Genomic DNA, 25,459 nt, shown 5'->3' with positions numbered 1-25,459 from the left:
CCAACAATTTTCTTGTTCATGAAAATGAACCCCCCTAAAAAACTTATAAGCAACGGTTGTTGCAAAAATCTATCAAGCCAGATGGCTTAATGAACACTCTGAAGATAGACTTAGACAAGTCTATAAAACTGTGGTAATAACACCACCTGACCGTCGTCTCGACCGTCCACAATCAAAAATAGGTTGTGTTTAAATCACTCCATATTAATGATTAACAACTACCTTCTGCAGCAGTTTCACCATTAACAATTGCAACACCTGATGATGCACCAATACGAGTTGCGCCAGCTTTAACAAAAGCTTCTGCATCAGCATATGAACGAGCACCACCAGCTGCTTTTACACCAACGTTTGGTCCAACTGTTTTACGCATAAGCGCAACATCATGAACGTTTGCACCAGCAGTTGAGAAGCCAGTTGATGTTTTAACGTAATCAGCACCAGCTGCAACTGATAATTGACAAGCTTTTACTTTTTCTTCATCAGTCAAGAGACAAGTTTCGATGATAACTTTAACCAATTTATCACCACTTGCTTCAACAACAGCACGAATATCATTTTCAACAAAATCATATTGTTTTGCTTTCAATTGACCGATATTAATAACCATGTCAATCTCATCCGCACCATTTTCAATAGCATCTTTTGTTTCAAATGCTTTAACACGACTTGTGTTAGCTCCTAAAGGAAAACCAATAACTGTACAAACTTTAACATCTGAATCTTTTAAAGCTTGGGCAGCGTGTGATACCCAAGTTGGATTAACACATACGCTAGCAAAGTTGTATTCTTTCGCTTCAGCAATAAGATTATCGATTTGATCTTGAGTGCTTTCAGGTTTCAATAAAGTGTGATCAATGTATTTGTTAATAGACATTAATTTAATTTCCGTTCCTTCCTGAAAATGTTTTTTTCATTTCATTAATAATTACACTCTACCTATTCTACCATTTTTTTGATAGAATGTAAGTCTTTTTTGCTATTTTTTTAATAAACAGCAAAAATGGCAAAATCCGAAAATTCATTAAAACGCTTTTTTTGTTTCTTTTTTATCTATAAACCTTGTTAAAGCCTTGTTTTTGTACAAAATGTGACATATATGTCACATGTCATATTCGGTATTTCTGAACATTTTTATATTATTTTACTATAAACAACAAGTTTTTACGAATATAAAATCTTACTTTTTTGATACTGTGAACGCTTTAAATTAGTGTATTTTATGATTTTTATGTGAATAATTATACTTTTAAAAGTGACCTTTGTGTCATAATTATTCTATGACATTTGTCACAAAGCCTATTATTGTAGGAATTCAATAAAAAAATCTCTATCAAACTAGAATCAATATCTAATTCAATAAAGATTTTTTATTCACTTATTAATTTTTTTCACTGCGCAAAATATAATAGCCTTTGTCACGTTTTAAAATCTCAACATTTCCAAAAACTTCTTCCATTTTCGCTTTAGCACTTGGGGCTCCTTGTTTTTTCTGAATCACAATTGTTAGATTTCCGCCTGCATTTAAGTAGTTGATACTTTCAGATATAATAGTATGAACTACTTGCTTACCAGCTCGAATTGGTGGATTACTAATGATATAATCAAATGTTCCATTCACTTTTTCGTAAATATTTGATTGGAAGATATCGGCACAAACACCATTTTTTTGTGCATTTTGCTTAGCCAAATCAATAGCACGGTTATTAATGTCAACCATAGTTGGCTTAACACCCTGAACTTTAGCTAATGAAATTCCTAGCGGACCATAACCACAGCCAAGATCTAAAAGAGTTTTCCCTTTTTCAAAACCTAAGGTATTTAAAAGGACTTGACTTCCATAATCGATCATTTTTTTAGAAAAAACACCTGAATCAGTTAAAAAAGTGAAGCGTTCTCCAAGCAATGTAACTTTTAGTTCATGAATATCATGAGCACTATCAGGGTTTTCTGCATAATACATTTTAGTCATTCTTCTATCACTTTCTCTTATAATGCACTTCTATTTTATCATACTCTTCTATCATATCAAACGTTGTAACTGTTTTCAATCCTTCCTTAAAATGCTATAATAAGTTACATAACCTCTTTAAGGAGTTTCGTATGACCAACGAATTTATTAATTTTGATTTTATTTCTCGTGAAACTTGGCAGGAGTTACATCGTAAGACTCAGCCACCTCTTACTGCTGAGGAACTTGAATCAATTAAAAGTTTGAATGATAACATCAGTATTCAAGACGTTATTGAAGTTTATCTTCCTTTGATAAGTTTGATTCAAATCTACAAAAATGCTCAAGAAAACCTATCCTTTTCAAAAAGCATTTTCTTAAAAAAAGAAGCAAGCAATCGACCTTTTATTATCGGAATCTCTGGTTCTGTAGCCGTTGGGAAATCAACAACAAGTCGTCTTTTACAACTTCTCCTGTCTAGAACATTTAAAGATAGCAAGGTTGAAATGGTGACAACAGATGGCTTTATTTATCCAAATAAAGAGTTAATCGAGCGAAATATTTTAGATCGTAAAGGTTTCCCTGAAAGTTATAATATGGAACTTCTTCTAAACTTCCTAGATACTGTTAAAAACGGAATGACTGCTCATATTCCAGTATATTCACATGAAGTTTATGATATTATTCCTGACCAAGAACAAATAATTGAGGCACCAGACTTCTTAATTGTTGAAGGTATTAACGTTTTCCAAAATCAAAAGAATAAGCGTATCTATATGACTGGTTACTTTGACTTTTCTATTTATATTGACGCTGAAAATGATTTAATTGAAAAATGGTACTTAGAACGTTTCGATAGTTTACTTGAATTAGCTAAAACAGATCAGACTAATTACTATAATCGTTTCGTAAAAATGCCTCACCAAGATGCTTTAGAGTTCGCTAAAATGGTCTGGAAAACGGTTAATCTTGTCAATCTTGAAAAATATATTGAACCAACTCGCAATCGTGCCGAATTGATTTTGCACAAGACAGACAACCACAAAATCGATCGAATTTACTTGAAAAAATAAGTAAATTTTCCTGAAACAATGATTAAGGCTTGCCAAAACGCAATAAATTCTATATAATAATGTAGTTAGATTAATTTGGAGGTGAAAACATTGGCAAATATTAAATCAGCTATCAAACGCGCTGAACTTAACGTTAAACAAAACGAAAAAAATTCAGCACAAAAATCAGCTATGCGTTCTGCTATCAAAGCATTTGAAGCTAACCCATCTGAAGAGCTTTTCCGTGCTGCTTCTGCAAGCATCGATAAAGCTGAATCAAAAGGTTTGATTCACAAAAACAAAGCTAGCCGCGATAAAGCACGTCTTGCTGCTAAATTGGCTAAATAATATCCAATGAAAACTCCAAATGGAGTTTTTCTTTTTTCTAATGAACACTCTTACAAACTAAAAGGGATGCTGATTAGCGTCCCTTTTCTATTTACCAAAATTGTGTCGATTGAAACGAACCTCAAATATCGTTCCTTTTGGATGATTATCTTTGACTTGAATATCACCTTTTAAGGCATCAACAATTTGTTTTGCTAATGATAATCCAAGACCAAACCCACCTTTTTGACGTGTTCTAGCTTTATCAATGCGATAAAAGCGGTCAAAGATTTTCTCTTTATCAGCATCACTAATACCAGGCCCATTATCAGAGATTGTCAAAATCGTTTGACGTTCTGTTGTCTTAACAGTAAATTCGATAAAACCATCATCATCAGTGTACTTAATAGCATTATCAAATAAGATAGTCATCAATTGTTTGAGCAGCGTCTTATCAGATTTTATTGGACGATCAGCTGAATTGTGAGCAACAAATGTTTTGCCATTTTCTTTGGCAATCATATTGTAATTCTCAAAAATTTCGTTAAAAGTAGATGGTTGAATCTCTTCCAATTCAACTTTCAAGCCATCGTCTCGTCTAGCAAGATTCAAAAGATTCGTTGTTAAAATCCTCATATTTCGAACCTCATCCAGACTTGCCGCGATACTTTCACTATTATCAAGAATCGTTGCATTAGGTCGTCTGAACAAACTTTCAAGTCGATTTTGAAGCACGGCTAATGGTGTTCGTAATTCATGACTAGCATTTTCGACAAAGCGTTTTTGTTTTTCATAACTTTCTAGAATTGGCTTACGTGTCCAGTTAGCTAAGTAGACACTTGCCAAAATAGAAATCATCCAGAAAATAATCATAACTGAAATGGTAATCGTTACATAACGTTCATTTGCCTCATCAAGTTGGCTAACACTAATCAAGAAGGTTGCATACTCAATTGAGGGATAATCACTGCTGTACACCCTTACAGTTAAAACGTGATATTTTTCCGTTTGACCAAAGATGGTTGTCATCTTTTCATCTTTAATCTCGCCAACCGAATCCTCATCTACACTCGAAGTCAGGGTTCCAAATTGAACGAACGCATCGATAGCGTTAACAATTTTCCCATTTGTATCATACAGCAAAACACTGACATTACTTAAACTTGCAATGTTTGATCTTGGTTTGCTCTTTCCAGAATCACTAAAGTCATTATTGGATTGCAGAGAATCACTACGTTCCATCGTTCGTGTAACGTAGTCACTTGCATTGTCTGCTGCATTTTTCAAAGTAGTATCTACAGAAGAATACAGACCATATCTCATAATCTGCAAGATAATGGTAGTCATAATGATAAAGATCCCAGTAAATACCGCAAAGAAATGGAAAAAGTGAGAAAAAGTCCCAGTAGATATTTTTTTGTGTATGTTATTCAGCATCTTTTAGAATATATCCTACACTTCGTAGTGTTTGAAGATTATTAGCAAAGCTTGTGCCCTTTAACTTTTTACGAATCTTAGAAACGTAAACTTCTACGACAGAAATCGTCGTATCACTATCAAAGCCCCAAATACGATCAAAAATTTGAGATTTTGGTAAGATAACATTTTGGTTTTGTAAGAAATAAACCAATAAATCAAATTCTTTACCTAACAACTCAACTTTTTCGCCATTTACTGTTGTTGTGTTAGTTGATGTATCAGCAGTTAACTCGTGATAAGATAAAGTGTGGTCATTGAATTTACCTGAACGCTTCAAAAGTGCCTGAATACGCATCTTTAACTCTTCAAGATAGAATGGTTTCGTTAAATAGTCATCAGCACCTAGTTCAAAGCCATGTCCTTTGTCGTCAAGACTTTCTTTAGCTGTCATAATTAAAACTGGTGTTGTAATGCCATCTTCACGTAGTTCTTTAAGAACTTGGAAACCATCTTTTTCTGGCAACATTAAATCAAGCAAGATAAGATCATAAACACCACTTTCTGCTTCATATAATCCTTCTTCACCGTCAAAAACTTGCATAACATCAGCAAAATCGTCTAAAAAATCAAAGATTGAATTTGACAAGCTCAAATCATCTTCTACTAATAAAATCTTAATCATATATCTGCTCCCTTATTCATCTTATTATATCATGACTTAACCCTTTGGTCTAAGTATTTAATGCAATTTATTTAGTCTATCAAAAGAATATCGAATTGAGCTTAAGATTTCCTAAAAGGCAGAAAAAAAGCGTCTGAGTTTTCACTCAAACGCCTCTTTATCACTGCTTATTTAACTGCTGCTAGAGCTTCTTCAACAGCAACTTTACTTGTGCTAATTAAATCAAGACGAGCTGAGATTTCTTTAATACCCATTGTGATGTTACGGCTAATAGCCATATCATTCAATTGAGGTTCAAAGAAAGCTTTATACTCTTCAAGACGTTCAACTGTCTTGAATGAATTAGCTGGGTAGATAACAAATTTATCAAAACTCATATCGCCACCAAGTGCAGCTTTAATCCAATCCCAGTTTTCTCTAGCCCATGTCCAGAATGCACCTTGAGAGAATGTTTTATCAAGGAATGGACGGTACCAACTCATAGCTAAGTCTTGAGGTTTAACAACATCTTTATTTTTCAACTCAGCCAATACACGTTCAACTGTTGCATTATCTTTTGTATTTGACAAAGCAGATGCCAATTGACGTTTGAAGTTACCATCGTTTGTCTTCACATAAGTGTCAAGGTAAAGTGATACTAAATCTTCAGTTTCAGCATGTTTGACTTGGTTGGCAAGAACTGACATACGGATTGATGCTGGAATGGCTTCAATATTATCTTTGTGTTGATGGAAGATTGCTTCAGCTTTTGTAACAGCATCTTCGTTATCAGCATACAACATCAATGAAATAGTATTTTGTCGAACGATCTCATCTTCATCAGATTCACCAGCTTTTGGTTCAAAACCTAAACGATCGTAGTTTTTTTGCATCAAACGACTAATCAAGGCTTTGAATTGAGCTTGTGCTTGACTTCCTTCGTCTAAGAAGATATCCAAACCATCAACAACTTGAGAAATAGCTTCTGCTACCAAGTATGATGTTTCATCAGAAAGTTTTGTTAATAATGGCACTAACTCAGCGTATGAGATTTCGCCACTTTCAGCAAGCAAACGACGTTCTTGGATTACTTGAAGTTTTGAAACTGTATCAAGTTCAGTCAATTGTTCAAGAACTGTATCTAACAACTCACCTTTGTAGTTTGTGATATAGTGGGCTGTATTTTCTGTATTGAGACGGAAAGCTCCATCATTTTCAGAAGCAAGTTTGCTGTAATTAGGAATTTCAAGACGAGCTTCTGTTAAAGTATCTGGAAGACCTTTCCAATTGCTATTTAATGGAATTGGCCAAATACGATTTTCATCAACACTTTCACCAATAAAGAATTGTTTTTGACTAAGAACAAGTGTATTATCAACAACTTCAGCAGTCACAACAGGGTAACCAGGTTGTTCTAACCATGCATCCATGAAAGCAGCAACATCTTTTCCTGATGCTTCTGACAAAGCATCCCAAAGGTCACAACCGATTGTATTGCTATACTGGTGTTTTTCAAAGTAGATTTTAAGACCAGCACGGAAATCTTCATCACCTAACCAACGACGAAGCATGTGCATCAAGCGACTACCTTTAGCGTAAACAATAGCTGGATCAAACAATGTATTGATTTCATCAGGGTGTTTGACTTCAACGTGAACAGATTGAACACCATCAGTTGCATCACGTTTAAGCGCTAATGGAAGACCTCCTGTTTGGAAATCTTCGAAGATATTCCATGATGGTTCGATAGCATCAACAGAGACATATTCCATCATATTGGCGAATGATTCATTCAACCATAGGTCATCCCACCATTTCATTGTAACAAGGTTACCGAACCATTGGTGAGCTAATTCGTGAGCAACAACAAGGGCTACGCTTTGACGACTCTTAACTGTTGAGTTTTCATCAACAAGAAGATAAACTTCACGGTATGTTACTAAGCCCCAGTTTTCCATAGCTCCCGCTGAAAAGTCAGGAAGCGCAACGTGGTATGACAATGGAATTGGGTATTTAACACCAAAGTATTCTTCGTAAAAGTCAATGACACGAACAGCAATGTCTAGTGAAAAATCTAGAGATTTAAGAGCATGTGCTTTTGTTGAGAAAACTCCTACTTCAGTACCGTTTTTAGTTTTAGCGGTTTTACCTTGCAAATCACCAAGAGCGAAAGCCAACAAGTATGATGACATGCGTGGTGTTGTATCAAATGTCCAAAGACCAGTTTCCTTACGACGATCAGCATCAACTTCAGGCATATTTGAAAGAACAATCTCACCTTCAGTTTGGTCAAATTTGATACTTAAATCAAATGTTGCTTTAGCTTCTGGTTCGTCAACACATGGAAATGCTTCACGCGCAAAGTGACTTTCAAATTGAGTTGAAATGACTTCTTTTTTAACCCCATCAACTGTGTAATATGATGGGTAAATACCAGTCATGTTATCAGTGATATTACCTGAAAACTCAACAACAAGTGTCATTGTTCCAGTTTCTGGTAATTCAACATGGACAGCTTCATTATCATTATCAATCGTAAATTCAAGATTTTGATTGTCTAACAAAACAGAAGCAACTGTCAAATCTTTTTGGTGGAATGAAATAACATTATCTAAAGCTTCACCACTAATGGCAACGTTACCTGAAAAAGTTTTGTCTTGACGGTTAATATCAAGGAAAATATTATAATTTTCAGGAACAAACTTTTCAATAAAATGTTCTACAGTTTTCATATAACTCCTTTAAAACGTAGAATGAGGACCAGTATATTGCTTCCCCATATCACCTAATCTTTTAAAAATTAAATCGGATGATGGATTGTATAATAAATGAAAATTCAGAAAACGACAATACCATCAAACTTCATCATTATATCACAAAATATGATATATGTCAGTTTTAAAAAGCCTATTGAAAAAGACTGCCTAATAGACAGTCTTTTAAACTTTTACAATTCAATAATTTTTCCTGTTTTAAGGTAAATAACCCATTCACAAAGGTTACGAGCATAATCACCGATACGTTCTAAGTAAGTAATTACTTGAAGATACTCTTTACCAGCAAAAACAGTATCTGGTTGTTGACGAATAGATTCAACAGCCATGTTTTGAATTTCTTTAAAGTAGTTATCAATGACTTCATCAGAAGCTGCAACTTCATAAGCGCGTTCTTCTTCACCTGTCACATAAACATCAAGCGCTTCTTCTACCATGTTACGAACGGCTTTACCCATTTTTTTGATTTCTGCTTCTACTTCTGGTAAACGTTCTTCACCTTTTACACGAATAGTGGCTTTTGCAATTGACGCTGCATGGTCACCCATACGTTCTACATCACTAGATGCTTTCAAAACGGTAATAACCGTACGTAAATCTTGTGAAACGGGTTGTTGTAGGGCAATGATTTCAAGAGATTTTTTCTCAAGTTTTGTTTCGAAATTATTAACAATTTCGTCGCCTTCAATAACCTCTTTAGCCAATTCACGGTCATGGCTGATAAAAGCACGAACTGTTTTGTTAATTTGTGATAACACTTCAGTACCCATAGCGTAGAATTGGTTATGTAATTTTTCTAATTCATCATCAAATTTTGATCTCAACATAATATCATCTCCTTTTGAGTGTTCCCAAAACTAACCAAATTTACCAGTAATATAATCTTCGGTTTCTTTACATTTAGGATCCATAAACATTTCATGAGTTTTTCCGTACTCAATGAGTTTTCCATCAAGGAAGAAACCGGTACGATCTGAGATACGTGATGCTTGTTGCATTGAACGTGTCACAAGAAGCATTGTGTATTTATCTTTCAAACCATAAAGCGTATCTTCGACCTTACCTGCTGAGATAGGGTCAAGAGCTGATGTTGGTTCATCAAGTAAAATGATTTTGGGACTTGTCGCTAAAACGCGCGCGACACACACACGTTGTTGTTGACCACCAGACAAGCCAAGGGCTGAATCATGCAAACGGTCTTTTACTTCATCCCATATTGAGGCACCAATCAAAGAAGTTTCAACTGCTTCATCTAAAACTTGCTTATCTTTAATTCCTTTTAGACGTAGGCCATAAACAACATTTTCATAAATTGACATTGGAAATGGGTTAGGTTGTTGGAAAACCATTCCGATTTCTTTACGAAGTTCAACCGTATCTGTTCGTGGACTATAAATGTTATGTCCGTTATAAACGATTGATCCTGTTAGGGTTACTTCAGGGTTCAAGTCCCCCATTCGATTAATCGAACGTAATAGTGTTGATTTTCCTGAACCAGATGGACCAATCAATGCAGTAATTTCATTAGGATAGAAATCCATAGAGACATTATTGAGCGCTTTTTTCTTATTATAGTAAACAGATAAGTCTCTTACTTTTAAAATAGGTTCTGTCATGTCACGCCTTTCTAACCAAAGTGTCCTGATACATAATCGCTAGTTGATTGCAATTTGGCATTTTGGAAGATATTATTCGTTGTGTCGTATTCGATTAAATCTCCCAAATAGAAGAAGGCTGTATAATCACTAGCACGTGCTGCTTGTTGCATGTTATGAGTTACAATGATGATAGTGTAATCTTTTTTCAACTCAAACATAGTATCTTCCAGTTGCATTGTAGCTACAGGGTCAAGAGCTGAGGCAGGTTCATCCATTAAAAGAATATCTGGTTTCACTGCAATAGCTCGCGCGATACATAAGCGTTGTTGTTGACCACCTGAAAGTGTGAAGGCTGATTTATGCAAATCATCTTTCACTTGATCCCAGAGAGCAGCTTGTTTTAAAGAAGTTTCAACAATTTCATCTAAAAATTGTTTATCTTTGACACCTGCACGCTCATAGGCAAATGTAATATTTTTATAAATTGACTTAGCAAATGGATTTGGTCGTTGGAAAACCATTCCGATGTGCTTACGCATTTCGTAAACATTAATGTTTTTAGCATTAACATCGATACCTTCGTACAAAATTTGACCAGTAACTTTTGCAATGTCAATGGTATCATTCATACGATTTAGGCTACGAAGAAAAGTTGATTTACCACATCCTGAAGGACCGATAAGAGCAGTAATTTTATTTTTTTCAAACTGCATATCAATTCCTTTGATAGCTTCTTTTTGACCGTAGTAAACATGAAGATCTTTTGTCGCTAAAGCTAGTTTGTCTTCAGGAAAAGTAATAATATGTCGTTCATCCCAGTTATATTTTGTCATCTCTTCTCCTTTATTTTGCTGACGTTAATTTAGCGTGAAGTTTTTTACCGATATAACGTGCTGAGAGGTTGAAAATTAAGATGAAAATCAAGAGAACTGCAGCACTACCTTGTGACACTTGAGTAGCATCAGGGATTGTTCCTTCACTATTAACTTTCCAGATATGAACAGCCAAAGTTTCGGCTTGGCGGAAAATTGAAATCGGACTTGTAATACTTAGCGGATTCCAATTTGACCAATCAAGCGCTGGAGCTGATTGACCAGCAGTATAGATAAGAGCTGCTGCTTCACCAAAGATACGTCCTGAAGCAAGAACAATACCAGTAACAATACTTGGCAAAGCTTCTGGAATAACCACGTGGACAACTGTTTCCCAACGCGATAAACCTAGAGCAAGCCCTGCTTCACGTTGTGTGTGGTGAACATTACGAAGACCATCTTCAACATTACGCGTCATCTGAGGAAGGTTGAAAACCGTAAGCGCAAGAGCACCAGAAATAATTGAGAATCCATATTGGAATTGAACTACAAAGATGAGGTAGCCAAACAAACCAACAACAACTGAAGGTAATGATGAAAGGATTTCAATACATGTTCTGATAAAGTTAGTAAAACGCCCTTTTTTAGCGTATTCAGATAAGTAAATACCTGCTCCCATTGATAATGGAATAGAAATCATCAATGTGATTACCAAAAGAAAGAGGGAATTATATAACTGAATCCCTATACCGCCACCAGCTTCATATGACGATGACTTACCTGTCAAGAATGACCAATTGACATGAGGTAATCCATTAACCAAGATATATAGTAATAATGATGCCAAAATAGCAACAATAATTCCAGCAATTGTATAGAGAATTCCTGTTGCTAACTTATCAAATTTCTTAGCGTGCATAGTTTCTCTTTCTTTCTCTTGTAATAAATTTCACGAGCATGTTAAAGCCAAGACTCATAATGAGCAAGACTAAAGCTAGTGACCAAAGAACATTATTTTGAACAGTTCCCATAACGGTATTGCCGATTCCCATTGTAAGAACGGATGTTAAGGTTGCTGCTGGAGTTGTTAGTGATGTAGGAACAACTGCTGAGTTACCAACGACCATTTGGATAGCTAAGGCTTCACCAAAGGCACGTGCCATACCGAAAATAACTGCGGTAAAGATACCAGGTCTAGCAGCATTTAAAATAACGCGCCAGATGGTTTGCCAACGAGTGGCTCCCATCGCTAAACTAGCTTCTTTATAATGTCTTGGTACTGCTTTTAAACTATCAATTGTCATAAACGTAACCGTCGGTAAAATCATAACAAACAAAACACAGACACCGGACAAAATACCAAAACCAGTTCCACCAAAAATAGAACGTGTAAATGGCACAATGACTTGTAGCCCAATGAACCCATAAACAACAGATGGAATACCTGTCAATAATTCAATAGCTGGTTGAAGAATTTTGGCTCCATATTTTGGAGAAATTTCTGTCATAAAGACTGCCGCACCAATAGCAATCGGTGTTGCTATCAAGGCAGACAAAATTGTTACAATAAATGATCCCAAAATCATTGGAAGAGCTCCAAATGATCCTGAACTTGGATCCCACTTACTTCCAAAGAGGAATGTGATTGGGTTAACACCGTCAACGAAGAAAGTTGATAACCCTTTTTGAGCAACAAAGATTAAAATCATTGCAACAATGAAAACAATCAGTACTAAACAAAAGAATGTAATGCCTTTTCCGAACTTCTCAAGGCGAGAATTTTTCGAAGGCGTTGTTAACTGTTTCTCAAGATCTTGATTTCTCATAGTATCTCCTTATTTTGCTGTAACAGTGCCATCGGCTGCTTTTGTAACTTTCATATCGTTAACTGAAATATACCCCATCTGTTCAACGACACCTTTTTGGACATCATCACTCATGACGTAGTCCAAAAATTCTTTAGTCAAACCAGTTGGTTTACCTTTCGTATACATATGTTCATAAGACCAGAGTGGCCAGTTATTTTTTGTTACATTTTCAGCAGTTGGTTTGTAGCCGTTCAAACGAATTGTCTTAACGGAACTATCTACATAGGCAAAAGCAAGATAAGAAATAGCTCCTGGAGTTTGCGAAACAATAGATTTAACCATACCATTTGAGTCTTGCTCTTGACTTTGAATAGCCGGATCACCTTTCATGATAACACTATCAAAGGTCGCACGAGAACCTGAACTTGCAGCACGGTTGATAATAGAAACGGCTAAATCCGGACCACCAACTTCTTTCCAGTTCGTAATCTTACCAGTAAAGATTTGGTGTAACTGATCTGTCGTTAGATTGTTAACTGAAACTTTCTTGTTAACAATAACCGCAAGTCCTGCTACTGCTACTTGGTGATCAACCAACTTATCAGCATTAATACCTTCTTTTTCTTCCGCGAAAACATCGCTGTTACCAATTTGAACAGCCCCTGACTGAACTTGTGAAAGACCTGTACCAGATCCACCACCTTGGACATTGACTGTTTTTCCAACATTAGTCGATCCAAATTCATCTGCGGCAGCTTCTACAAGTGGTTGCAAAGCTGTCGATCCAACACTCGTAATCGACTGACCTTTATCAATCCAGCTTGCACAGCCAGAAAGAGCAAAGGTAACTGAGGTAACTAGCAATAAAAAGCTAAGAATTTTCATTTTTTTCATTTGCGATTCCTACTTATTTGAAAATAAAAAGTAATTAACATGAAGTGTTACAAATACCTCACAAGGAAATAGTATCACATCACTGAAACCTTGAAAAGTGGTTTTCAACCTATGTCACTCAAAAATTGTACCTATAACAGTTTATGGATTAAAGCGAAGTCCTTTTGGAAAGTAATTTTTCAGAATATTTCCAGTAATTTTTGCAAAACCTATGCCGTTGCCGTTTATCGAAACTAAATACCAGCCATTTTTTAAGCTTTGTTCTAAGTTTATGACATTTCCTGTAACATAAACCTTGAACTGTTCTATATCAATTTCTACAAACTGTTCTACGTCATTTGGTGAAAGAGCCAGTCCTAATGCAAAGGATGGTTCGAAGCGATTTTTCTTAAAAGTTCCAAGATGAAGTCCATTGCGAGCAATTTTCAATTTTCCCAAATCTGGTAATCCTTCAGGCAGTAAATAAAGATTATCACCAAAGGTTTGAAGAAGCCCTTTTAAGTCAAGCTTAAGATGTTTTTTTGCAAACTCTTGCCACAATTTTTGTTGATCTTTGGTTAAGTTTGATTTAACAGCTTTGACTTTTCGTTGAACAGGTTCACGCGTGTCTCGAAGTTTTGCAACAAATTGTCCTTCACCTTTGAATCGATGAGGGTACATACGAGCAACTTCAGGCATGTTAATCCCTTCAGCCATCCCGTTGATTTTCTCAATCGGAACAAGCTCAAGGTTGTCATATTCTGATAGTAACCAATTTACCACCCCTTCATTTTCCTCAGGAGACCATGTGCATGTTGAATAAACAAGTGTACCACCTGGAGCAAGCATTTTCATTGCTTCTTCTAAGATTTCCTTTTGGAGACTGGCACATTCAGCTGGATATCCTTCATGCCAATATTGTGTCGCTGAAGGGTCTTTTCGGAACATTCCTTCTCCAGAACAAGGACCATCAAAGACAATCAAGTCAAAGTACTCTTTGAAAACTTTTGCTAATCTATCTGAGCTTTCATTGGTCACCACAACATTTTTTGCACCAAATCGTTCGACATTCTCAACAAGGATTTTACTGCGCTTGTTAGAAATCTCATTGCTGACTAGAACACCTGTATTATTCATATAACTGAGAAGGTGAGTTGATTTTCCACCAGGTGCTGCAGCTAAATCAAGTACTCGCATGTTTTCCTTGGGTGCTGCTACTTGAGCAACCATCTGAGCAGCAGGTTCCTGAGAATAAACCAGTCCTGATACATGTTCAGGTGACTTACCTGATACTTTTCCATAGTGGCCCCACGGAGTGTCAGGAATCGGTGATTCAAAAGTCTGCTGAGCATTTTTAAGAGGATTTACACGAAATCCAGAAACAGCTTCTTGATCAAAAGTTGCAAAGAAATCATCTGCTTCTTGTCCAAGAAGATTACGGTATTTTTCAATAAATTTATCAGGTAATTTCATACTTATATGATAACAATTTCACATGTGTTTTACAACTTTAAGACAAGCATATGACTGATTTAATCAGCAATTTAGTCAATAAAAAGCAGTTCTTATATTCGAACTGCTTTGTTTGTTTATAAAAATTTTAAATCTATCTCATCGTCACAAATTCTTCGGCTCCTGTTGGATGAATAGTTTCAAACCTTTGGGGAAGGTTTGAAAGGAGAAAGAGGACACTCTTTCTCTTATTTAAACGGAAGGCATTCAGACAACAGATGTGACTTTTGAAGCATCAAATAAAGTTATAGCAACGAAAAAATTTATCTCATTGTTACAAATTCTTCGGCTCCTGTTGGATGAATGGCTACCGTATTATCAAAATCCTCTTTAGTAGCTCCCATTTTGATAGCAACTGAGAAGCCTTGAATCATTTCATCAACACCGTAGCCTATACCGTGCAAACCAATAATTTTCTCATCCTCACCTAGAGTAACCAATTTCATTTTACTTGGTTGGCGATGATTACCTAGAGCAGTATACATGGGCGTAAAAGTTGAGCGATAAACTTTAATCTTATCTGCTCCAAATACTTCAGTAGCTTTTTCTTCCGAATAGCCAATAGAACCAATCGCTGGATGGCTAAAAATGACTGTGGCAACGTCTTTATAATCCATTTTTGCATTTGGTTTGTTGTTAAAAAGACGCTCTGATAATTGTCTTCCTGCCTTAACTGCTACTGGCGTTAATTCAAGTTTGCCATTAACATCTCCTAGAGCGTAAATACCGTCAACAGAGGTGTTTTCATAGGCATCTGTTTTAATGAAACCTTCTTTGGTTAATTCTACTCCTGTTTTTTCAAGTCCGAATCCACTCACATTTGCTTTACGGCCAATTGCCCAAATGATAGCGTCTACCGTGTAAGATTCGCCATTTTCTAAAATTAACGTCAAAGAGTCATCGGCATTTTTTATAACTTCTTTTGGAATTGAGTGCGTATGTAATTGTGGACCACTTTCAGCCATGTATTTAACAAGGGTTTCAACAATTTCTTTATCAAACGTACGAAGTGGTCGTTCATTACGAACAAAAAGGTCTGTCTTTGAACCGAGTGCATGTAAGACTCCGGCAAGTTCAACAGCAATGTAGCCAGCTCCAACAACAGCAACGCTATTTGGAAGACTATCTAAGGCAAAAAAGTCATCTGAAATCATGCCGTATTCAGCACCTGGAATATCAGGATAAAGAGCATGACCACCAGTCGCAATCAAAATATGCGGAGCTGTATAGTATTGACCAGCAACTTCAACCGTATGAGAATCAACAAAATTAGCATAGTCATAAACACGCTCAACACCATTGTTATCAAATCCGCGTTCATAAGAGCCATGAATACGGTCAATATAAGCCTCGCGATTAGCTTTTAAAGTTTTGAAATCAAAGGTAGTATCAGCCGTGTGAAAACCATATTCGCTAGCGTATGTCTGAATCGTCTCAGCGACCTGAGCCCCGTACCACATCACTTTTTTAGGAACACATCCTAAATTGACACAAGTACCACCAACTTCTTTCGCTTCAAAAAGAATCACCTTAGCACCATGCATGGCTGCGCGATTAGCTGAAGCAATCCCACCAGAACCACCGCCAATAACAATATAGTCATATTGCTTAACGTCCATATATTCTCCAAATCTAATTTTTGATAAAATCTAAAATTGCTTCTTCTGACAACGACGAATCACACACCACTTTAACATGACCAGCTTTGGCAACTAATAATCCTGGTACTGTTGGAACATCATATGCTGTTCTTAAGTCTTGAATATCAGAATCGACTGCTTCACTATTTACAAAGTAAACAGTAAGTTGATTATCTTTAGCAACTTGAGTTAACTTCGGTTCAAAGCGGCGACAATATGGACAACTAGGGCGACCAATAAAGAGAATAAAACCTTCTGCTACTTCTAAACACTTTTTAGCTTCTTGTGCAGTAATTTCTGTAAAAAATGATGCAAATGATGTCATCTGAATACCTCCTGTAGAAAACTTAATAATCGATGTAATTGATAAATTAATGGCGAATAAAAGCACTGTCATCAACGTCACTATTATCTGAAATATAACGTTCAACTGTCATATGCAAATCATATTTATCGCGCAATTTCGCTAAAGTAGTCATCATTGGTGAAGCATGGTGAATATCAAGGGCTTCTTGATTTTCCCAACTATCAATCAATAAAACTGTCTCAGTTTCTTTAGCCGGAAAGAAATAGTCATAGCGTAAATTACCTTTTTCAGCACGAATAGCATCTGCTATACCAGATTTTTCCATTTCTTCCACAAACTGTCTAGCACTGCCGTTTGCACCTTTATAATACAAATTAACCGTAATTGCCATATGGTCACCTTTTTCTTTTTTCTCCATTTTAATAAATTTTGAAAACTGTTTCAAATAATTTGCACGCCAAAAAAGAGATTGAGAAATTTTACCTCAACCTCTTTTTGAATATAAAGTAATTAGCCTAATGCCACATCCATCACCATCATGATAACAAACCCAACCATTAATCCAAGAGTTGCCATATCAGTATTCCCATTCGTCTGTGATTCAGGAATCAACTCTTCAACAACAACGAAAATCATGGCACCAGCTGCATAGGCCAGAGCATACGGAATAATTTGTAGCATAATAATCACTAGCGCTGCTCCTAAAACAGCTCCAATAGGTTCAACAATTGCTGACATTGACCCCAAGAAGAAAGCTCGCAACCGTGAACTGCCATCAGCTCGAATCGGAATCGACAACGCAGCACCTTCAGGGATATTTTGCAAACCAATCCCAATAGCAAGACCAATAGCACCAATAAGCGCCGAACTAGTCATATTACCAGAAGCCAAAGCTCCAAAAGTAACACCGACTGCTAGACCTTCTGGAAAATTATGAATAGTAATCGCTAAGAAGAGAAGAGCCGTTTTTGATAGTTTTTTCTTTGGTTGAATACCTTCAGCTTCAGAAACATCTAACCCTAAGTGCAAGTGAGGAACAAGGGCGTCAATCAATCGGAGACTAAAGCCACCGAGTAAAAATCCAACTGCTGCGGGTACCCAAGCAAAATTACCATAATCAGCCTTAGCATAAGAAAGTGCTGGGTCAAGCAAAGACCAAAAGGACGCTGCAATCATTACTCCGGCAGCAAACCCCATCATGACATCAAGTAATTTGCGACTAACTTTGGTAAAGAAAAAGACAACAGCAGACCCTACAATGGTACAGCCCCATGTAAATAGACCTGCTAACAAGGCTAAAAGGACAACATTTTGTGTCATTAGCCAATTCATCATAAAAAATCTCCTTTTAAAAAATTTATTTAATTAAAACGTTTTCTATTAAATTACTCTTATTTTACCACAGATATAAAAGAAAAACCTAGAAAAATACTAGGTTTTAGATAAATAAGTTTGTATCGTTGATAATTTTGCTTTTGGAACAAACATGACCTTCTGACGATGTGTAAAGTCAGGTTCTTTCCCTTCTATCGTCAGTAAAACATACCCCAGCTTCTCACCCATCACCTTTGCTGCAGCGTAGTCCCAAGGTTGAATGTATGAAAAGTAAGCCATCAACTGTCCTGCCATGACAGCTGCCATGCTGATACCTGCACCACCATAAACACGAACACCTAAAGTTTGTTCAATCATGTCGTGAAGGCCGTGATAATTACTTGCGAACATATTAGCATTACAGCCTACCAAAAAACGGTTCAGTGGTCGATCTTTAAATGGTGATAATTTTTTGTCATTCACACAAACGTCAAATTGGCCACCACCGCTATACAACAAATCATTCATTACATCGTAAATCAATCCAAACTGACCAATACCATTCTCATAATAAGCAATCATGACAGCGAAATGTGTAGCTTGCGCCACAAAATTAACTGTTCCATCAATTGGGTCTAAGACCCAAACATTGCCATCAGTGATATTATGATGCACACCATTTTCCTCAGCCAAAATATGATCATCAGGATAGACTTGTTTAATGTTAGCGATTAACAATTCCTGCGTTTCTTTATCTAAATTGGTTACCAAATCATCAAAGCGTGTTTTTTCTTCGATTTCAAGCTCGTTAACCATATTAGATTTGATAAAGTCACCCGCTTCACGAATCAGTTTTTTAGCAAATTGAAACTTATTTTCCAAGGGAAATGTATCCTTTCTCCTTTGCTTTAGCAGCTTTTACGGCTTGATAAGTTGAGTAGCCACTGCTTTGTTGAAATTCGCGATCAATTTGTTTTTCTTGTGCTTTACTTTTAACAATCGTTTTAAATGTTGCATAGCTATCTAATAAATCACTGACAGCAACTTTTGTTTCATATGCGGCTTCAACCTGATTTAAAAAATGAAGCACTGATGCTATCTCTTCAGTGCTCCAAGACAAATCAAGTGGATAGCTGTAATTTTTCATACAAAAATCTTCCAAACTTCTAAGAAAAGCCTATTTTCCTCTCTACATCAAGAGAATTCAAGAGTTCTTACTAAGAAGTTATTCCTTTCTAATTCTATCCTTCAATTTCTGCTTTTATCGTTGCATCACGTAGTTCTTGTTTACGATAATCACGTGGTAAAAAAGCACGAATTTCATCTTCGTTAAATCCGATTTGCATACGTTTGTTGTCCAAAATAATTGGACGGCGAAGCAAGCCAGGATTTTTCGCAATTAAATCAATCAATTCTGAAACTGATAACTCGTCAAGGTCGATATCTAACTTTTGGAATACTTTTGAACGAGTTGAAATAATATCTTCTGTTCCATTTTCTGTAAAGGCCAAAATAGCCATTAATTCATCGCGACTAAGAGGACTGGTAATGATATTGTGTTCTTGAAATTTAACATCGTGTTCATTAAGCCAAGCTCGTGCTTTTCGGCAGCTTGTACAACTTGGTGACAAAAATAAAGTAATCATAAAACCACCTCTCTAATCTTCTCAACTTAATTATACAAAATTTTAAAAAAGTTTTCTATTTTTTCCCCAATTTTGGGCAATTTCTTTATCAATTTTTAAGCGCTTAACTAATTCATCAGCTCCTGAGAATTTTTCCATGCCTCGAATCTTGTCTAACCAAATAATCTCGACGGTTTCTCCATAAATATCTTCATCAAAATCAAAAATATTTGCTTCAAGTCGTAAATCTTGACCACCAAATGTGACATTTTTACCAATACTTGTCATTGAACGGTAGCGTTTTCCTGAAACAATGATATCTGAAACATAAACGCCATCACCAGGAAGATAAACTCGGTCTAAAACAGCTAAGTTCGCTGTTGGAAATCCAATTGTACGGCCACGCGCATCTCCGTGAACCACAATTCCTTTAATTGAGAATTCATAGCCTAAAAGACGATTCACTTCAGAAACATTCCCTAATAAAATTTCCTGACGAATTCTAGTTGAGCTAATCTTTTTACCAGCGTCTTGAACTTCTGGCACTACTATCACTTGACCATCAAAAATTTCTGCCAAATCATTAGCATCTTTACGATCATGTCCGAATTTATAGTCAAAGCCAACAACAATTGTTTTTGCGCGTAAGGCTTTGATATAAGTTTCAAGAAATTCTTTTGATGTTTTTTTTGAAAAATCAGATGTGAAATCAATTAAGTAGAGATCAGTTACACCATATTCAGAAAATTTTTCATAACGTTTTTCTGGTGAAGTCAAATTCAATAATAACTCAGGTGTAAAGCGAGCAAAAGCTAAACGCGGTGATTCATTGAAAGTCAAAACAGTTAACTCCAACTGATCACGTTTTGCAATTTCTCTCGCTTGATCAAACAAAGCTTTGTGGCCCTTGTGAAGACCATCAAAGTATCCCAATACTAAAACACTATCTCGAGTACGTTTGATATCTCGAGCATCTTTTATTTGTTGAATATTCATTTTTTCCATTCTATTATATAAACACTTTATTTGGTTTGTATAGGTCAGCACGTGGAATGAGAATAGCAACTACTTTGTCTTGATAGAAAGCTGCCAATTGTTCTTCGTTTCTATCTAGAGCAATTTTACGACCAAATGAAATCTCTGTAACTTGTTCCTCGGTCAAATCAATACGAGGTAGGTCCATAACACCATATTCAATTGGCAAAAGAAATGAAAAATCATCTTGAGCAACTTTTTCAGCAATTTCAGACAAGGTAAGTGCATCTTCCAACTGAAGACCTGCTGACGCTTGGCGCTCTAAATAAGACATATGACTTGCAAAACCAAGCGATTTTCCTAAGTCTACTGATAAGGTTCTGATATAAGTCCCTTTACTACATTCAACTTCAAAATCAAAATAACAACACTCATCCTTGAAATTTAATGGACTTGTGCGCTTAAAGTCATAAATTGACACATGACGTTTTGGACGTTCGACCTCTTGACCGGCACGAGCATATTCATATAGACGCTTCCCATTAACCTTAACAGCTGAATACATTGGGGGAATCTGAGTAATCTCACCAATAAAACGAGAAAGTGCTAGGTCAACTTCTTCTTCACTTAATTCGCTAACTGGTGACTTCTCAACTAGTTCACCGCTGGCATCTTCAGTCGTCGTCGAAAAACCTAGGCAGATTTGCCCACGATATACTTTTCCTGCTTCAGTCATATATTCAATCACACGAGTTGCTTTTCCGACAGCAATTGGTAAGACTCCAACAACATCTGGATCTAGCGTACCACCGTGACCGATTTTCTTTTCATGTAAAATTTTACGAAGCTTAAAGACAGCATCATGGCTTGTCATCCCAGCTTCCTTTTTCAAATTAATAATTCCGTTAATCATAACTAATATTATACCTGTTTTCATCAATAAAAAACAAGTTAAAACTTTGTATTGCTTTAACTTGTTCATTATTTCTAGATATCACGGTTAACATCTGTATCAATATCTAAGAATTCTTGAATATCTTGGACGTATTCTAAAACACCTTGGAATTCACCGTTTTCATCACGAACTGCCGCATAGGTAATATGGATGAATTTGCCCACTTTTTAGGTTAGCCAGTTTTACACCAGATTTAAGAGATGTTACCTTACCAACAGTATTTAACATTGCTGGATTTGCTAATGGCGTAAAGCCTAAATCAACCAGTATATCTTTGATTTCAGGATGCTCCTTGATAATCTCGGCAACTGGTTTTGTCAAATCTATAATATTGTTCATAATAATTACCTCAATATTTGATAGCTTTATTATAACACATCAGAAAAATGACAATGATTTTGAAACTATTAACAATTAACATTATTTTAGATAGAGAGAATAACCACGACTAGCTTGCTTGAAACCATAATTTTCATAAAAACGATGAGCTATTTGTCGTTCTAAAGTATCCCCACTATTTAGCGCTAAAGCGTGAATATTTTCAGATAGTGCACGATTTTTGACAGCATCTATCAAGGCTGTCGCAACACCCTTACGGCGATAGTTTTGTAATACTGCCAGAATAAGAATACGATAGTAGGCACCTTCATTTTCAAAAAATAACATTTTAGCATAACCAATCATCCCAATGATTTCATTGTCATCAACTGCGACTAAAAGATGGTAATCAGGATGAGAAAGAACTGTTTTTAATCGTCTAACCAATTCAGCTTTCTTGACAGGATAGCCAAGTTCAGCATAAAGAGGGGATAACTTTTCAATATCTAATAGTTGAGCAGGTCTAATAATCATTTTCAGTCCTCACACATTTCAGGAAAAGAAACAACACCACATTGAAAGGTCCTATTCTTCTTTTAACGCTTCAAATTTGGCACGCATGGTTGGATTTTTTCGTGTTAATTTTTTGACGGAAACATCGTCTAATTTATTGTTAGCAAGGCGGAGCTGATTTTCACTAGTTGTCAAGAAACGCTTGACTTCTTCCATACGGCGGATTGATTTATCAATTTCATCAATGGCTTTTTTGAAGTTATTACTTGCTGAAGTATAGTTCTTAGCAAAAGCGTTTTTGAAGGTTTCAAGATCATCTTCAAAATGAGTGATATCAATATTTTGCTCACGAACCAAAGCTAATTCTTGCTTATACTTGAGTGAATTAAGCGCAGCATTTCGCAAAATACCAATCAACTGAATGAATAGTTGCGGACGGACAACGTACATTTTTTCATACTCATGACTAACGTCAACAATACCAGTATTGAAGTAATCATTGTCTGCTTCTAGCATGGTTACTAAAACAGCATACTCACAATTTTTCTCGCGACGGTCTTTGTCTAATTCTTTATAGAAATCTCTATTTTTGTGCTTCGTTTTTGTTTCATCAGCTTCATTTTTCATCTCAAACATGATGGATAGTATTTCAATACCATTTTCGTCCGTTTCACGATAAATGAAATCCCCTTTTGAACCACGACTTGATACTTCGTTATCTTTTCCAAAGGTAGCGTTTGGAAAAGCGTAGGCACGAACTTTATTGAATTCTGTTTCAGCATAAACTTCTAAGCTCTCACCGATTGCTTTTGTAGATTGCTGAGCTTTGAAATTCTTATAAAACTCAACTTGTTCATTTGCCGCTTTCAACTGAGCTTCATAATCTCTTTTTACTGATGCTAAAGATAATTCAGCTTCTTTTTCTTGTAGCGCTAACTTCGATTTTGCTTCATCACGTTCTTTTTCAACACTTGCAACAGCTTCAACTAAACTTGTTTTATTTTTAAGTGTCAGACGTTCAAGTTGATTTTTGAGCCCAATGACTTCCTTATCTTTTTCGGTCAACGCTTGTGTCAATTCCAAATCTTTAACCGACGTTAAGTTATTAAGTTGTGACTTTAATTCAGTAATCTCTTGATTTTTAGCACTCAAAAGGCGTTGGTTTTCAAGCTCTAAGGCCTGTTTTAACTGCTCTAGTTTTGATGAAAGATCAGCAATTTCTTTATCTTTGATGCTTACTTGAACTTGTAAATCATTCTTCGATTTCTCTTCCAATAAAGCTTTCTCTTTTTCCAGACGGTCGTGGATTTCTTTGTCAAATTCATTGCTACGGACTTGTGCTAAAAGCTGACTATACTCTGTCTCATTGATTGTAAAAACAGTTCCGCAATGCGGGCATTTAATATTATTCATAATTTCCTCGCTCATTCAATAATACTATTATTATAACAAAGCTTGAGATTTTTTTCTGATAAAAGGATACATATTCAAACTCATTCTATAGTAAACAAATAAGGCTAGGATACTTAATCCCAACCTTATACTTTAAAATAGATTTCTTTCAACTTCTTCTCGAATGTGTTGCCATTCTTGTTGAGCACGCATTATTTTACGCTTATAATCTCTAAGCCCTTGCTCATAGCGCTGCAATAAATAAGCTTGCTTAACTAAAGGAAGATTTGGTATTTCAATACTAATGATTTTTTGTGTATTTAGATTCATAACATTCTTCCCAGTATTTGTCTCATCTAAAAGACCTTGTCCAACTTCCGAATCTAAGAATAGTTTAATGTAACCACCTGAAATATCTGCGATAGGCCTTAGAACCGTGATATTTGCTGAGGCAATGACAGGTACTTCTTGTTCTTCAAAAACAGCAATTTTTTTAACAGTCCCTTTTGAAGCAATCAAAACATCACCTTCTTGTAACAAGTAACGTTTCAAACTTTGTTCTTCAGCTTCAATCTTCCTTAGACTTTCATAATTAATGCCAGTTTCTAACATATCACTCAAATTAATAACTGAAATATTTCCAACATCATTTAGCTTAGAAACTGCCTTTCCTTTAAAATGCTCCGTCACTTCTCTTAAAGAAATTTTAGCAACATTATTTTCTCTGTAACGTTCGACTACTTCATTCATAGCTATCTCCTTTACATATTAGTATTATAATACTAAAATAGTTTTTAAACAAGCGAAAAGAGCAGCACAACTGCTGCTCCTTTACTATACCTTGTGATGCAACTGTCATCACGTCAGCAGTCGAAAAATTCTGATCATCAAATTCGCCACCATGTCTTTGAAAAGCATCAAAAAATGCTTGTTTTAATCGATTTCGTGGATATTGAGAGGCTGTTCCTTGATATTTTTTCGCTAGCCAAGCTGATATATAACCAATAAGATTTAAAAATAATAATGATAAAACTAGATTGAGTATTGAAATATCACTTTCTTGATATAAGGCATCTACCGCTTTTGCGATAATAAAAAATGAAAGAATACGCATTATAAATTGTATCCAGGACAAAAATGCTGCAATATATAGTTCATATTTATGCGGTCCTAACTCTGATTTCAACCGTTTAATTAACTGTTTTTGTTGGCTATGTTCCATTGTATTTGGATTTTCTGTCATTGTCGCCTCCTCAAAATAATTTACCGGTTAAGCATATTATTAAAATAGCATTTTTTAAATAGAGTTAATGACATCAAAAGAACATTTCTCGACAAATAAAAACGCTCCTTATATTAAGGAGCATTTTTTATCACTTTAATATTAATCTACTGATTTCAAGGCTTCGAGCATATCAACTGTTTTTAAAATATGATTAACAAGCCAGCCTAATAAAAATAGTATTCCGATAACAACGACAATTGGAATGATATAGATGGATAATCCAACCTCTGTACCAAATTTGATATAATCTGAACCAATCATGTCCATAATCATTTGATGTAGGTATTTCCCACCAATCAACCCAACCACAATTCCGATAATTGATAGACTGATTGTTTCTCGGTAAAT

General features: G+C 35.7%; 29 protein-coding genes and 1 pseudogene. 2 read left to right on the top strand and 28 right to left on the bottom strand.

What is annotated here, in order from left to right; genetic code table 11:
* Window positions 1–211: 211 nt before the first annotated feature.
* The gene (deoC, locus tag B4D49_RS07110; RefSeq protein ID WP_286783633.1) at window positions 212–877 is read right to left on the bottom strand and encodes a deoxyribose-phosphate aldolase; all 666 of its coding nucleotides are present in this window, start codon (window positions 875–877) and stop codon (window positions 212–214) included.
* Window positions 878–1,381: 504 nt separating this feature from the next.
* A complete protein-coding gene (locus B4D49_RS07105) occupies window positions 1,382–1,972 on the bottom strand; it encodes a class I SAM-dependent methyltransferase (protein WP_286783632.1) in 591 nt (196 codons plus the stop codon).
* A gap of 131 nt (window positions 1,973–2,103) precedes the next feature.
* On the opposite strand from B4D49_RS07105, the gene coaA reads away from it, so the two are divergent.
* Both coaA and rpsT read left to right on the top strand, forming a co-directional pair.
* On the top strand, window positions 2,104–3,024 hold the full coding sequence (gene coaA / locus B4D49_RS07100) for a type I pantothenate kinase (RefSeq protein WP_286783631.1): 921 nt from the start codon (window positions 2,104–2,106) through the stop codon (window positions 3,022–3,024).
* A gap of 75 nt (window positions 3,025–3,099) precedes the next feature.
* Complete coding sequence (gene rpsT, locus B4D49_RS07095) at window positions 3,100–3,351, top strand: 30S ribosomal protein S20 (protein ID WP_004231769.1); 252 nt, start codon at window positions 3,100–3,102, stop codon at window positions 3,349–3,351.
* Between the two features lie 87 nt (window positions 3,352–3,438).
* Here rpsT and B4D49_RS07090 read toward each other — a convergent pair whose 3' ends face one another.
* From B4D49_RS07090 to B4D49_RS06965, 26 genes and pseudogenes are all read right to left on the bottom strand, one after another.
* Window positions 3,439–4,767 carry a sensor histidine kinase gene (locus tag B4D49_RS07090; protein ID WP_199543897.1) on the bottom strand — a complete coding sequence of 443 codons (1,329 nt, stop codon included), beginning with the start codon at window positions 4,765–4,767 and terminating at the stop codon, window positions 3,439–3,441.
* A complete protein-coding gene (locus B4D49_RS07085; protein ID WP_132869597.1) occupies window positions 4,757–5,431 on the bottom strand; it encodes a response regulator transcription factor in 675 nt (224 codons plus the stop codon). Before B4D49_RS07085 ends, B4D49_RS07090 begins: the two co-directional genes overlap by 11 nt.
* Before the next feature lie 167 nt (window positions 5,432–5,598).
* Window positions 5,599–8,142: a M1 family metallopeptidase gene (locus B4D49_RS07080; protein WP_286783630.1), complete on the bottom strand. Its 2,544-nt coding sequence runs from the start codon at window positions 8,140–8,142 to the stop codon at window positions 5,599–5,601.
* 215 nt (window positions 8,143–8,357) lie between these two features.
* The gene (phoU, locus tag B4D49_RS07075; RefSeq protein WP_199543893.1) at window positions 8,358–9,011 is read right to left on the bottom strand and encodes a phosphate signaling complex protein PhoU; all 654 of its coding nucleotides are present in this window, start codon (window positions 9,009–9,011) and stop codon (window positions 8,358–8,360) included.
* Between the two features lie 30 nt (window positions 9,012–9,041).
* Window positions 9,042–9,800: a phosphate ABC transporter ATP-binding protein PstB gene (gene pstB / locus B4D49_RS07070; RefSeq protein ID WP_286783629.1), complete on the bottom strand. Its 759-nt coding sequence runs from the start codon at window positions 9,798–9,800 to the stop codon at window positions 9,042–9,044.
* A gap of 11 nt (window positions 9,801–9,811) precedes the next feature.
* Window positions 9,812–10,615: a phosphate ABC transporter ATP-binding protein PstB gene (gene pstB / locus B4D49_RS07065; RefSeq protein ID WP_132869216.1), complete on the bottom strand. Its 804-nt coding sequence runs from the start codon at window positions 10,613–10,615 to the stop codon at window positions 9,812–9,814.
* A 10-nt stretch (window positions 10,616–10,625) separates the two neighbouring features.
* Window positions 10,626–11,513 (bottom strand): phosphate ABC transporter permease PstA, encoded by an 888-nt coding sequence (gene pstA / locus B4D49_RS07060; RefSeq protein ID WP_132869215.1) that lies wholly within the window; start codon window positions 11,511–11,513, stop codon window positions 10,626–10,628.
* Window positions 11,503–12,420: a phosphate ABC transporter permease subunit PstC gene (pstC, locus tag B4D49_RS07055; RefSeq protein WP_252538613.1), complete on the bottom strand. Its 918-nt coding sequence runs from the start codon at window positions 12,418–12,420 to the stop codon at window positions 11,503–11,505. Before pstC ends, pstA begins: the two co-directional genes overlap by 11 nt.
* A gap of 9 nt (window positions 12,421–12,429) precedes the next feature.
* Window positions 12,430–13,296: a phosphate ABC transporter substrate-binding protein PstS gene (locus B4D49_RS07050; protein ID WP_286783628.1), complete on the bottom strand. Its 867-nt coding sequence runs from the start codon at window positions 13,294–13,296 to the stop codon at window positions 12,430–12,432.
* Between the two features lie 141 nt (window positions 13,297–13,437).
* The gene (locus tag B4D49_RS07045) at window positions 13,438–14,748 is read right to left on the bottom strand and encodes an RsmF rRNA methyltransferase first C-terminal domain-containing protein (RefSeq protein ID WP_286783627.1); all 1,311 of its coding nucleotides are present in this window, start codon (window positions 14,746–14,748) and stop codon (window positions 13,438–13,440) included.
* Between the two features lie 302 nt (window positions 14,749–15,050).
* Window positions 15,051–16,406: a glutathione-disulfide reductase gene (gorA, locus tag B4D49_RS07040; RefSeq protein WP_132869211.1), complete on the bottom strand. Its 1,356-nt coding sequence runs from the start codon at window positions 16,404–16,406 to the stop codon at window positions 15,051–15,053.
* A 13-nt stretch (window positions 16,407–16,419) separates the two neighbouring features.
* Window positions 16,420–16,752 carry a thioredoxin domain-containing protein gene (locus B4D49_RS07035; protein WP_132869210.1) on the bottom strand — a complete coding sequence of 111 codons (333 nt, stop codon included), beginning with the start codon at window positions 16,750–16,752 and terminating at the stop codon, window positions 16,420–16,422.
* Window positions 16,753–16,798: 46 nt separating this feature from the next.
* The gene (locus B4D49_RS07030; protein WP_132869209.1) at window positions 16,799–17,125 is read right to left on the bottom strand and encodes a putative quinol monooxygenase; all 327 of its coding nucleotides are present in this window, start codon (window positions 17,123–17,125) and stop codon (window positions 16,799–16,801) included.
* Window positions 17,126–17,244: 119 nt separating this feature from the next.
* Complete coding sequence (locus B4D49_RS07025) at window positions 17,245–18,066, bottom strand: ZIP family metal transporter (protein ID WP_206282049.1); 822 nt, start codon at window positions 18,064–18,066, stop codon at window positions 17,245–17,247.
* Between the two features lie 99 nt (window positions 18,067–18,165).
* Window positions 18,166–18,930 (bottom strand): inositol monophosphatase family protein, encoded by a 765-nt coding sequence (locus B4D49_RS07020; RefSeq protein ID WP_286783626.1) that lies wholly within the window; start codon window positions 18,928–18,930, stop codon window positions 18,166–18,168.
* Window positions 18,920–19,195, bottom strand: a complete 276-nt coding sequence (locus tag B4D49_RS07015; protein WP_074481806.1) for a UPF0223 family protein — start codon at window positions 19,193–19,195, stop codon at window positions 18,920–18,922. The genes B4D49_RS07020 and B4D49_RS07015 overlap by 11 nt, the downstream gene beginning before the upstream one ends.
* Before the next feature lie 94 nt (window positions 19,196–19,289).
* Window positions 19,290–19,694: a Spx/MgsR family RNA polymerase-binding regulatory protein gene (locus B4D49_RS07010; protein WP_006532216.1), complete on the bottom strand. Its 405-nt coding sequence runs from the start codon at window positions 19,692–19,694 to the stop codon at window positions 19,290–19,292.
* Between the two features lie 42 nt (window positions 19,695–19,736).
* Window positions 19,737–20,669 carry a bifunctional riboflavin kinase/FAD synthetase gene (locus B4D49_RS07005; protein WP_286783635.1) on the bottom strand — a complete coding sequence of 311 codons (933 nt, stop codon included), beginning with the start codon at window positions 20,667–20,669 and terminating at the stop codon, window positions 19,737–19,739.
* Between the two features lie 13 nt (window positions 20,670–20,682).
* A complete protein-coding gene (gene truB / locus B4D49_RS07000; protein WP_286783634.1) occupies window positions 20,683–21,561 on the bottom strand; it encodes a tRNA pseudouridine(55) synthase TruB in 879 nt (292 codons plus the stop codon).
* A 74-nt stretch (window positions 21,562–21,635) separates the two neighbouring features.
* A pseudogene (locus B4D49_RS06995) lies at window positions 21,636–21,764 on the bottom strand (PAS domain-containing protein); the annotation flags it as partial.
* On the bottom strand, window positions 21,727–21,942 hold the full coding sequence (locus tag B4D49_RS06990; RefSeq protein ID WP_286783625.1) for a DUF1858 domain-containing protein: 216 nt from the start codon (window positions 21,940–21,942) through the stop codon (window positions 21,727–21,729). The pseudogene B4D49_RS06995 and the gene B4D49_RS06990, both read right to left, overlap by 38 nt.
* Before the next feature lie 81 nt (window positions 21,943–22,023).
* On the bottom strand, window positions 22,024–22,455 hold the full coding sequence (locus B4D49_RS06985; RefSeq protein ID WP_286783624.1) for a GNAT family N-acetyltransferase: 432 nt from the start codon (window positions 22,453–22,455) through the stop codon (window positions 22,024–22,026).
* 51 nt (window positions 22,456–22,506) lie between these two features.
* Window positions 22,507–23,847, bottom strand: a complete 1,341-nt coding sequence (locus B4D49_RS06980) for a DUF2130 domain-containing protein (protein WP_286783623.1) — start codon at window positions 23,845–23,847, stop codon at window positions 22,507–22,509.
* A 132-nt stretch (window positions 23,848–23,979) separates the two neighbouring features.
* Window positions 23,980–24,576, bottom strand: a complete 597-nt coding sequence (locus tag B4D49_RS06975; protein ID WP_199543867.1) for a restriction endonuclease subunit S — start codon at window positions 24,574–24,576, stop codon at window positions 23,980–23,982.
* Entirely contained in the window at window positions 24,569–25,069 is a 501-nt protein-coding gene (locus B4D49_RS06970; RefSeq protein ID WP_286783622.1) for a hypothetical protein, read from the bottom strand. The genes B4D49_RS06975 and B4D49_RS06970 overlap by 8 nt, the downstream gene beginning before the upstream one ends.
* 141 nt (window positions 25,070–25,210) lie before the next feature.
* Window positions 25,211–25,459 (bottom strand): FtsX-like permease family protein (locus B4D49_RS06965; protein WP_286783621.1); only part of this gene is annotated, 249 nt, incomplete at its 5' end.

It is taken from the genome of Streptococcus sp. UBA4344, from assembly GCF_002393675.1.
Lineage (GTDB): Bacteria > Bacillota > Bacilli > Lactobacillales > Streptococcaceae > Streptococcus > Streptococcus vicugnae.
Note: the sequence above shows the minus strand (reverse complement) of the source record. Positions and strands in the feature narration are given on the sequence as shown.

What these genes read in the sequence shown, in the direction of transcription:
- B4D49_RS07045 (WP_286783627.1), bottom strand. Translation starts at nt 14,748, where the DNA reads ATGAAATTACCTGATAAATTTATTGAAAAATACCGTAATCTTCTTGGA.
- B4D49_RS07035 (WP_132869210.1), bottom strand. Translation starts at nt 16,752, where the DNA reads ATGACATCATTTGCATCATTTTTTACAGAAATTACTGCACAAGAAGCT.
- phoU (WP_199543893.1), bottom strand. Translation starts at nt 9,011, where the DNA reads ATGTTGAGATCAAAATTTGATGATGAATTAGAAAAATTACATAACCAA.
- pstB (WP_132869216.1), bottom strand. Translation starts at nt 10,615, where the DNA reads ATGACAAAATATAACTGGGATGAACGACATATTATTACTTTTCCTGAA.
- pstA (WP_132869215.1), bottom strand. Translation starts at nt 11,513, where the DNA reads ATGCACGCTAAGAAATTTGATAAGTTAGCAACAGGAATTCTCTATACA.
- B4D49_RS06970 (WP_286783622.1), bottom strand. Translation starts at nt 25,069, where the DNA reads ATGACAGAAAATCCAAATACAATGGAACATAGCCAACAAAAACAGTTA.
- pstC (WP_252538613.1), bottom strand. Translation starts at nt 12,420, where the DNA reads ATGAGAAATCAAGATCTTGAGAAACAGTTAACAACGCCTTCGAAAAAT.
- B4D49_RS07080 (WP_286783630.1), bottom strand. Translation starts at nt 8,142, where the DNA reads ATGAAAACTGTAGAACATTTTATTGAAAAGTTTGTTCCTGAAAATTAT.
- truB (WP_286783634.1), bottom strand. Translation starts at nt 21,561, where the DNA reads ATGATTAACGGAATTATTAATTTGAAAAAGGAAGCTGGGATGACAAGC.
- deoC (WP_286783633.1), bottom strand. Translation starts at nt 877, where the DNA reads ATGTCTATTAACAAATACATTGATCACACTTTATTGAAACCTGAAAGC.
- B4D49_RS06980 (WP_286783623.1), bottom strand. Translation starts at nt 23,847, where the DNA reads ATGAATAATATTAAATGCCCGCATTGCGGAACTGTTTTTACAATCAAT.
- B4D49_RS07085 (WP_132869597.1), bottom strand. Translation starts at nt 5,431, where the DNA reads ATGATTAAGATTTTATTAGTAGAAGATGATTTGAGCTTGTCAAATTCA.
- B4D49_RS06985 (WP_286783624.1), bottom strand. Translation starts at nt 22,455, where the DNA reads ATGATTATTAGACCTGCTCAACTATTAGATATTGAAAAGTTATCCCCT.
- B4D49_RS07025 (WP_206282049.1), bottom strand. Translation starts at nt 18,066, where the DNA reads ATGAATTGGCTAATGACACAAAATGTTGTCCTTTTAGCCTTGTTAGCA.
- B4D49_RS06975 (WP_199543867.1), bottom strand. Translation starts at nt 24,576, where the DNA reads ATGAATGAAGTAGTCGAACGTTACAGAGAAAATAATGTTGCTAAAATT.
- B4D49_RS07030 (WP_132869209.1), bottom strand. Translation starts at nt 17,125, where the DNA reads ATGGCAATTACGGTTAATTTGTATTATAAAGGTGCAAACGGCAGTGCT.
- B4D49_RS06990 (WP_286783625.1), bottom strand. Translation starts at nt 21,942, where the DNA reads ATGAACAATATTATAGATTTGACAAAACCAGTTGCCGAGATTATCAAG.
- pstB (WP_286783629.1), bottom strand. Translation starts at nt 9,800, where the DNA reads ATGACAGAACCTATTTTAAAAGTAAGAGACTTATCTGTTTACTATAAT.
- B4D49_RS07050 (WP_286783628.1), bottom strand. Translation starts at nt 13,296, where the DNA reads ATGAAAAAAATGAAAATTCTTAGCTTTTTATTGCTAGTTACCTCAGTT.
- B4D49_RS07015 (WP_074481806.1), bottom strand. Translation starts at nt 19,195, where the DNA reads ATGAAAAATTACAGCTATCCACTTGATTTGTCTTGGAGCACTGAAGAG.
- B4D49_RS07105 (WP_286783632.1), bottom strand. Translation starts at nt 1,972, where the DNA reads ATGACTAAAATGTATTATGCAGAAAACCCTGATAGTGCTCATGATATT.
- B4D49_RS07005 (WP_286783635.1), bottom strand. Translation starts at nt 20,669, where the DNA reads ATGAATATTCAACAAATAAAAGATGCTCGAGATATCAAACGTACTCGA.
- coaA (WP_286783631.1), top strand. Translation starts at nt 2,104, where the DNA reads ATGACCAACGAATTTATTAATTTTGATTTTATTTCTCGTGAAACTTGG.
- gorA (WP_132869211.1), bottom strand. Translation starts at nt 16,406, where the DNA reads ATGGACGTTAAGCAATATGACTATATTGTTATTGGCGGTGGTTCTGGT.
- B4D49_RS07010 (WP_006532216.1), bottom strand. Translation starts at nt 19,694, where the DNA reads ATGATTACTTTATTTTTGTCACCAAGTTGTACAAGCTGCCGAAAAGCA.
- B4D49_RS07090 (WP_199543897.1), bottom strand. Translation starts at nt 4,767, where the DNA reads ATGCTGAATAACATACACAAAAAAATATCTACTGGGACTTTTTCTCAC.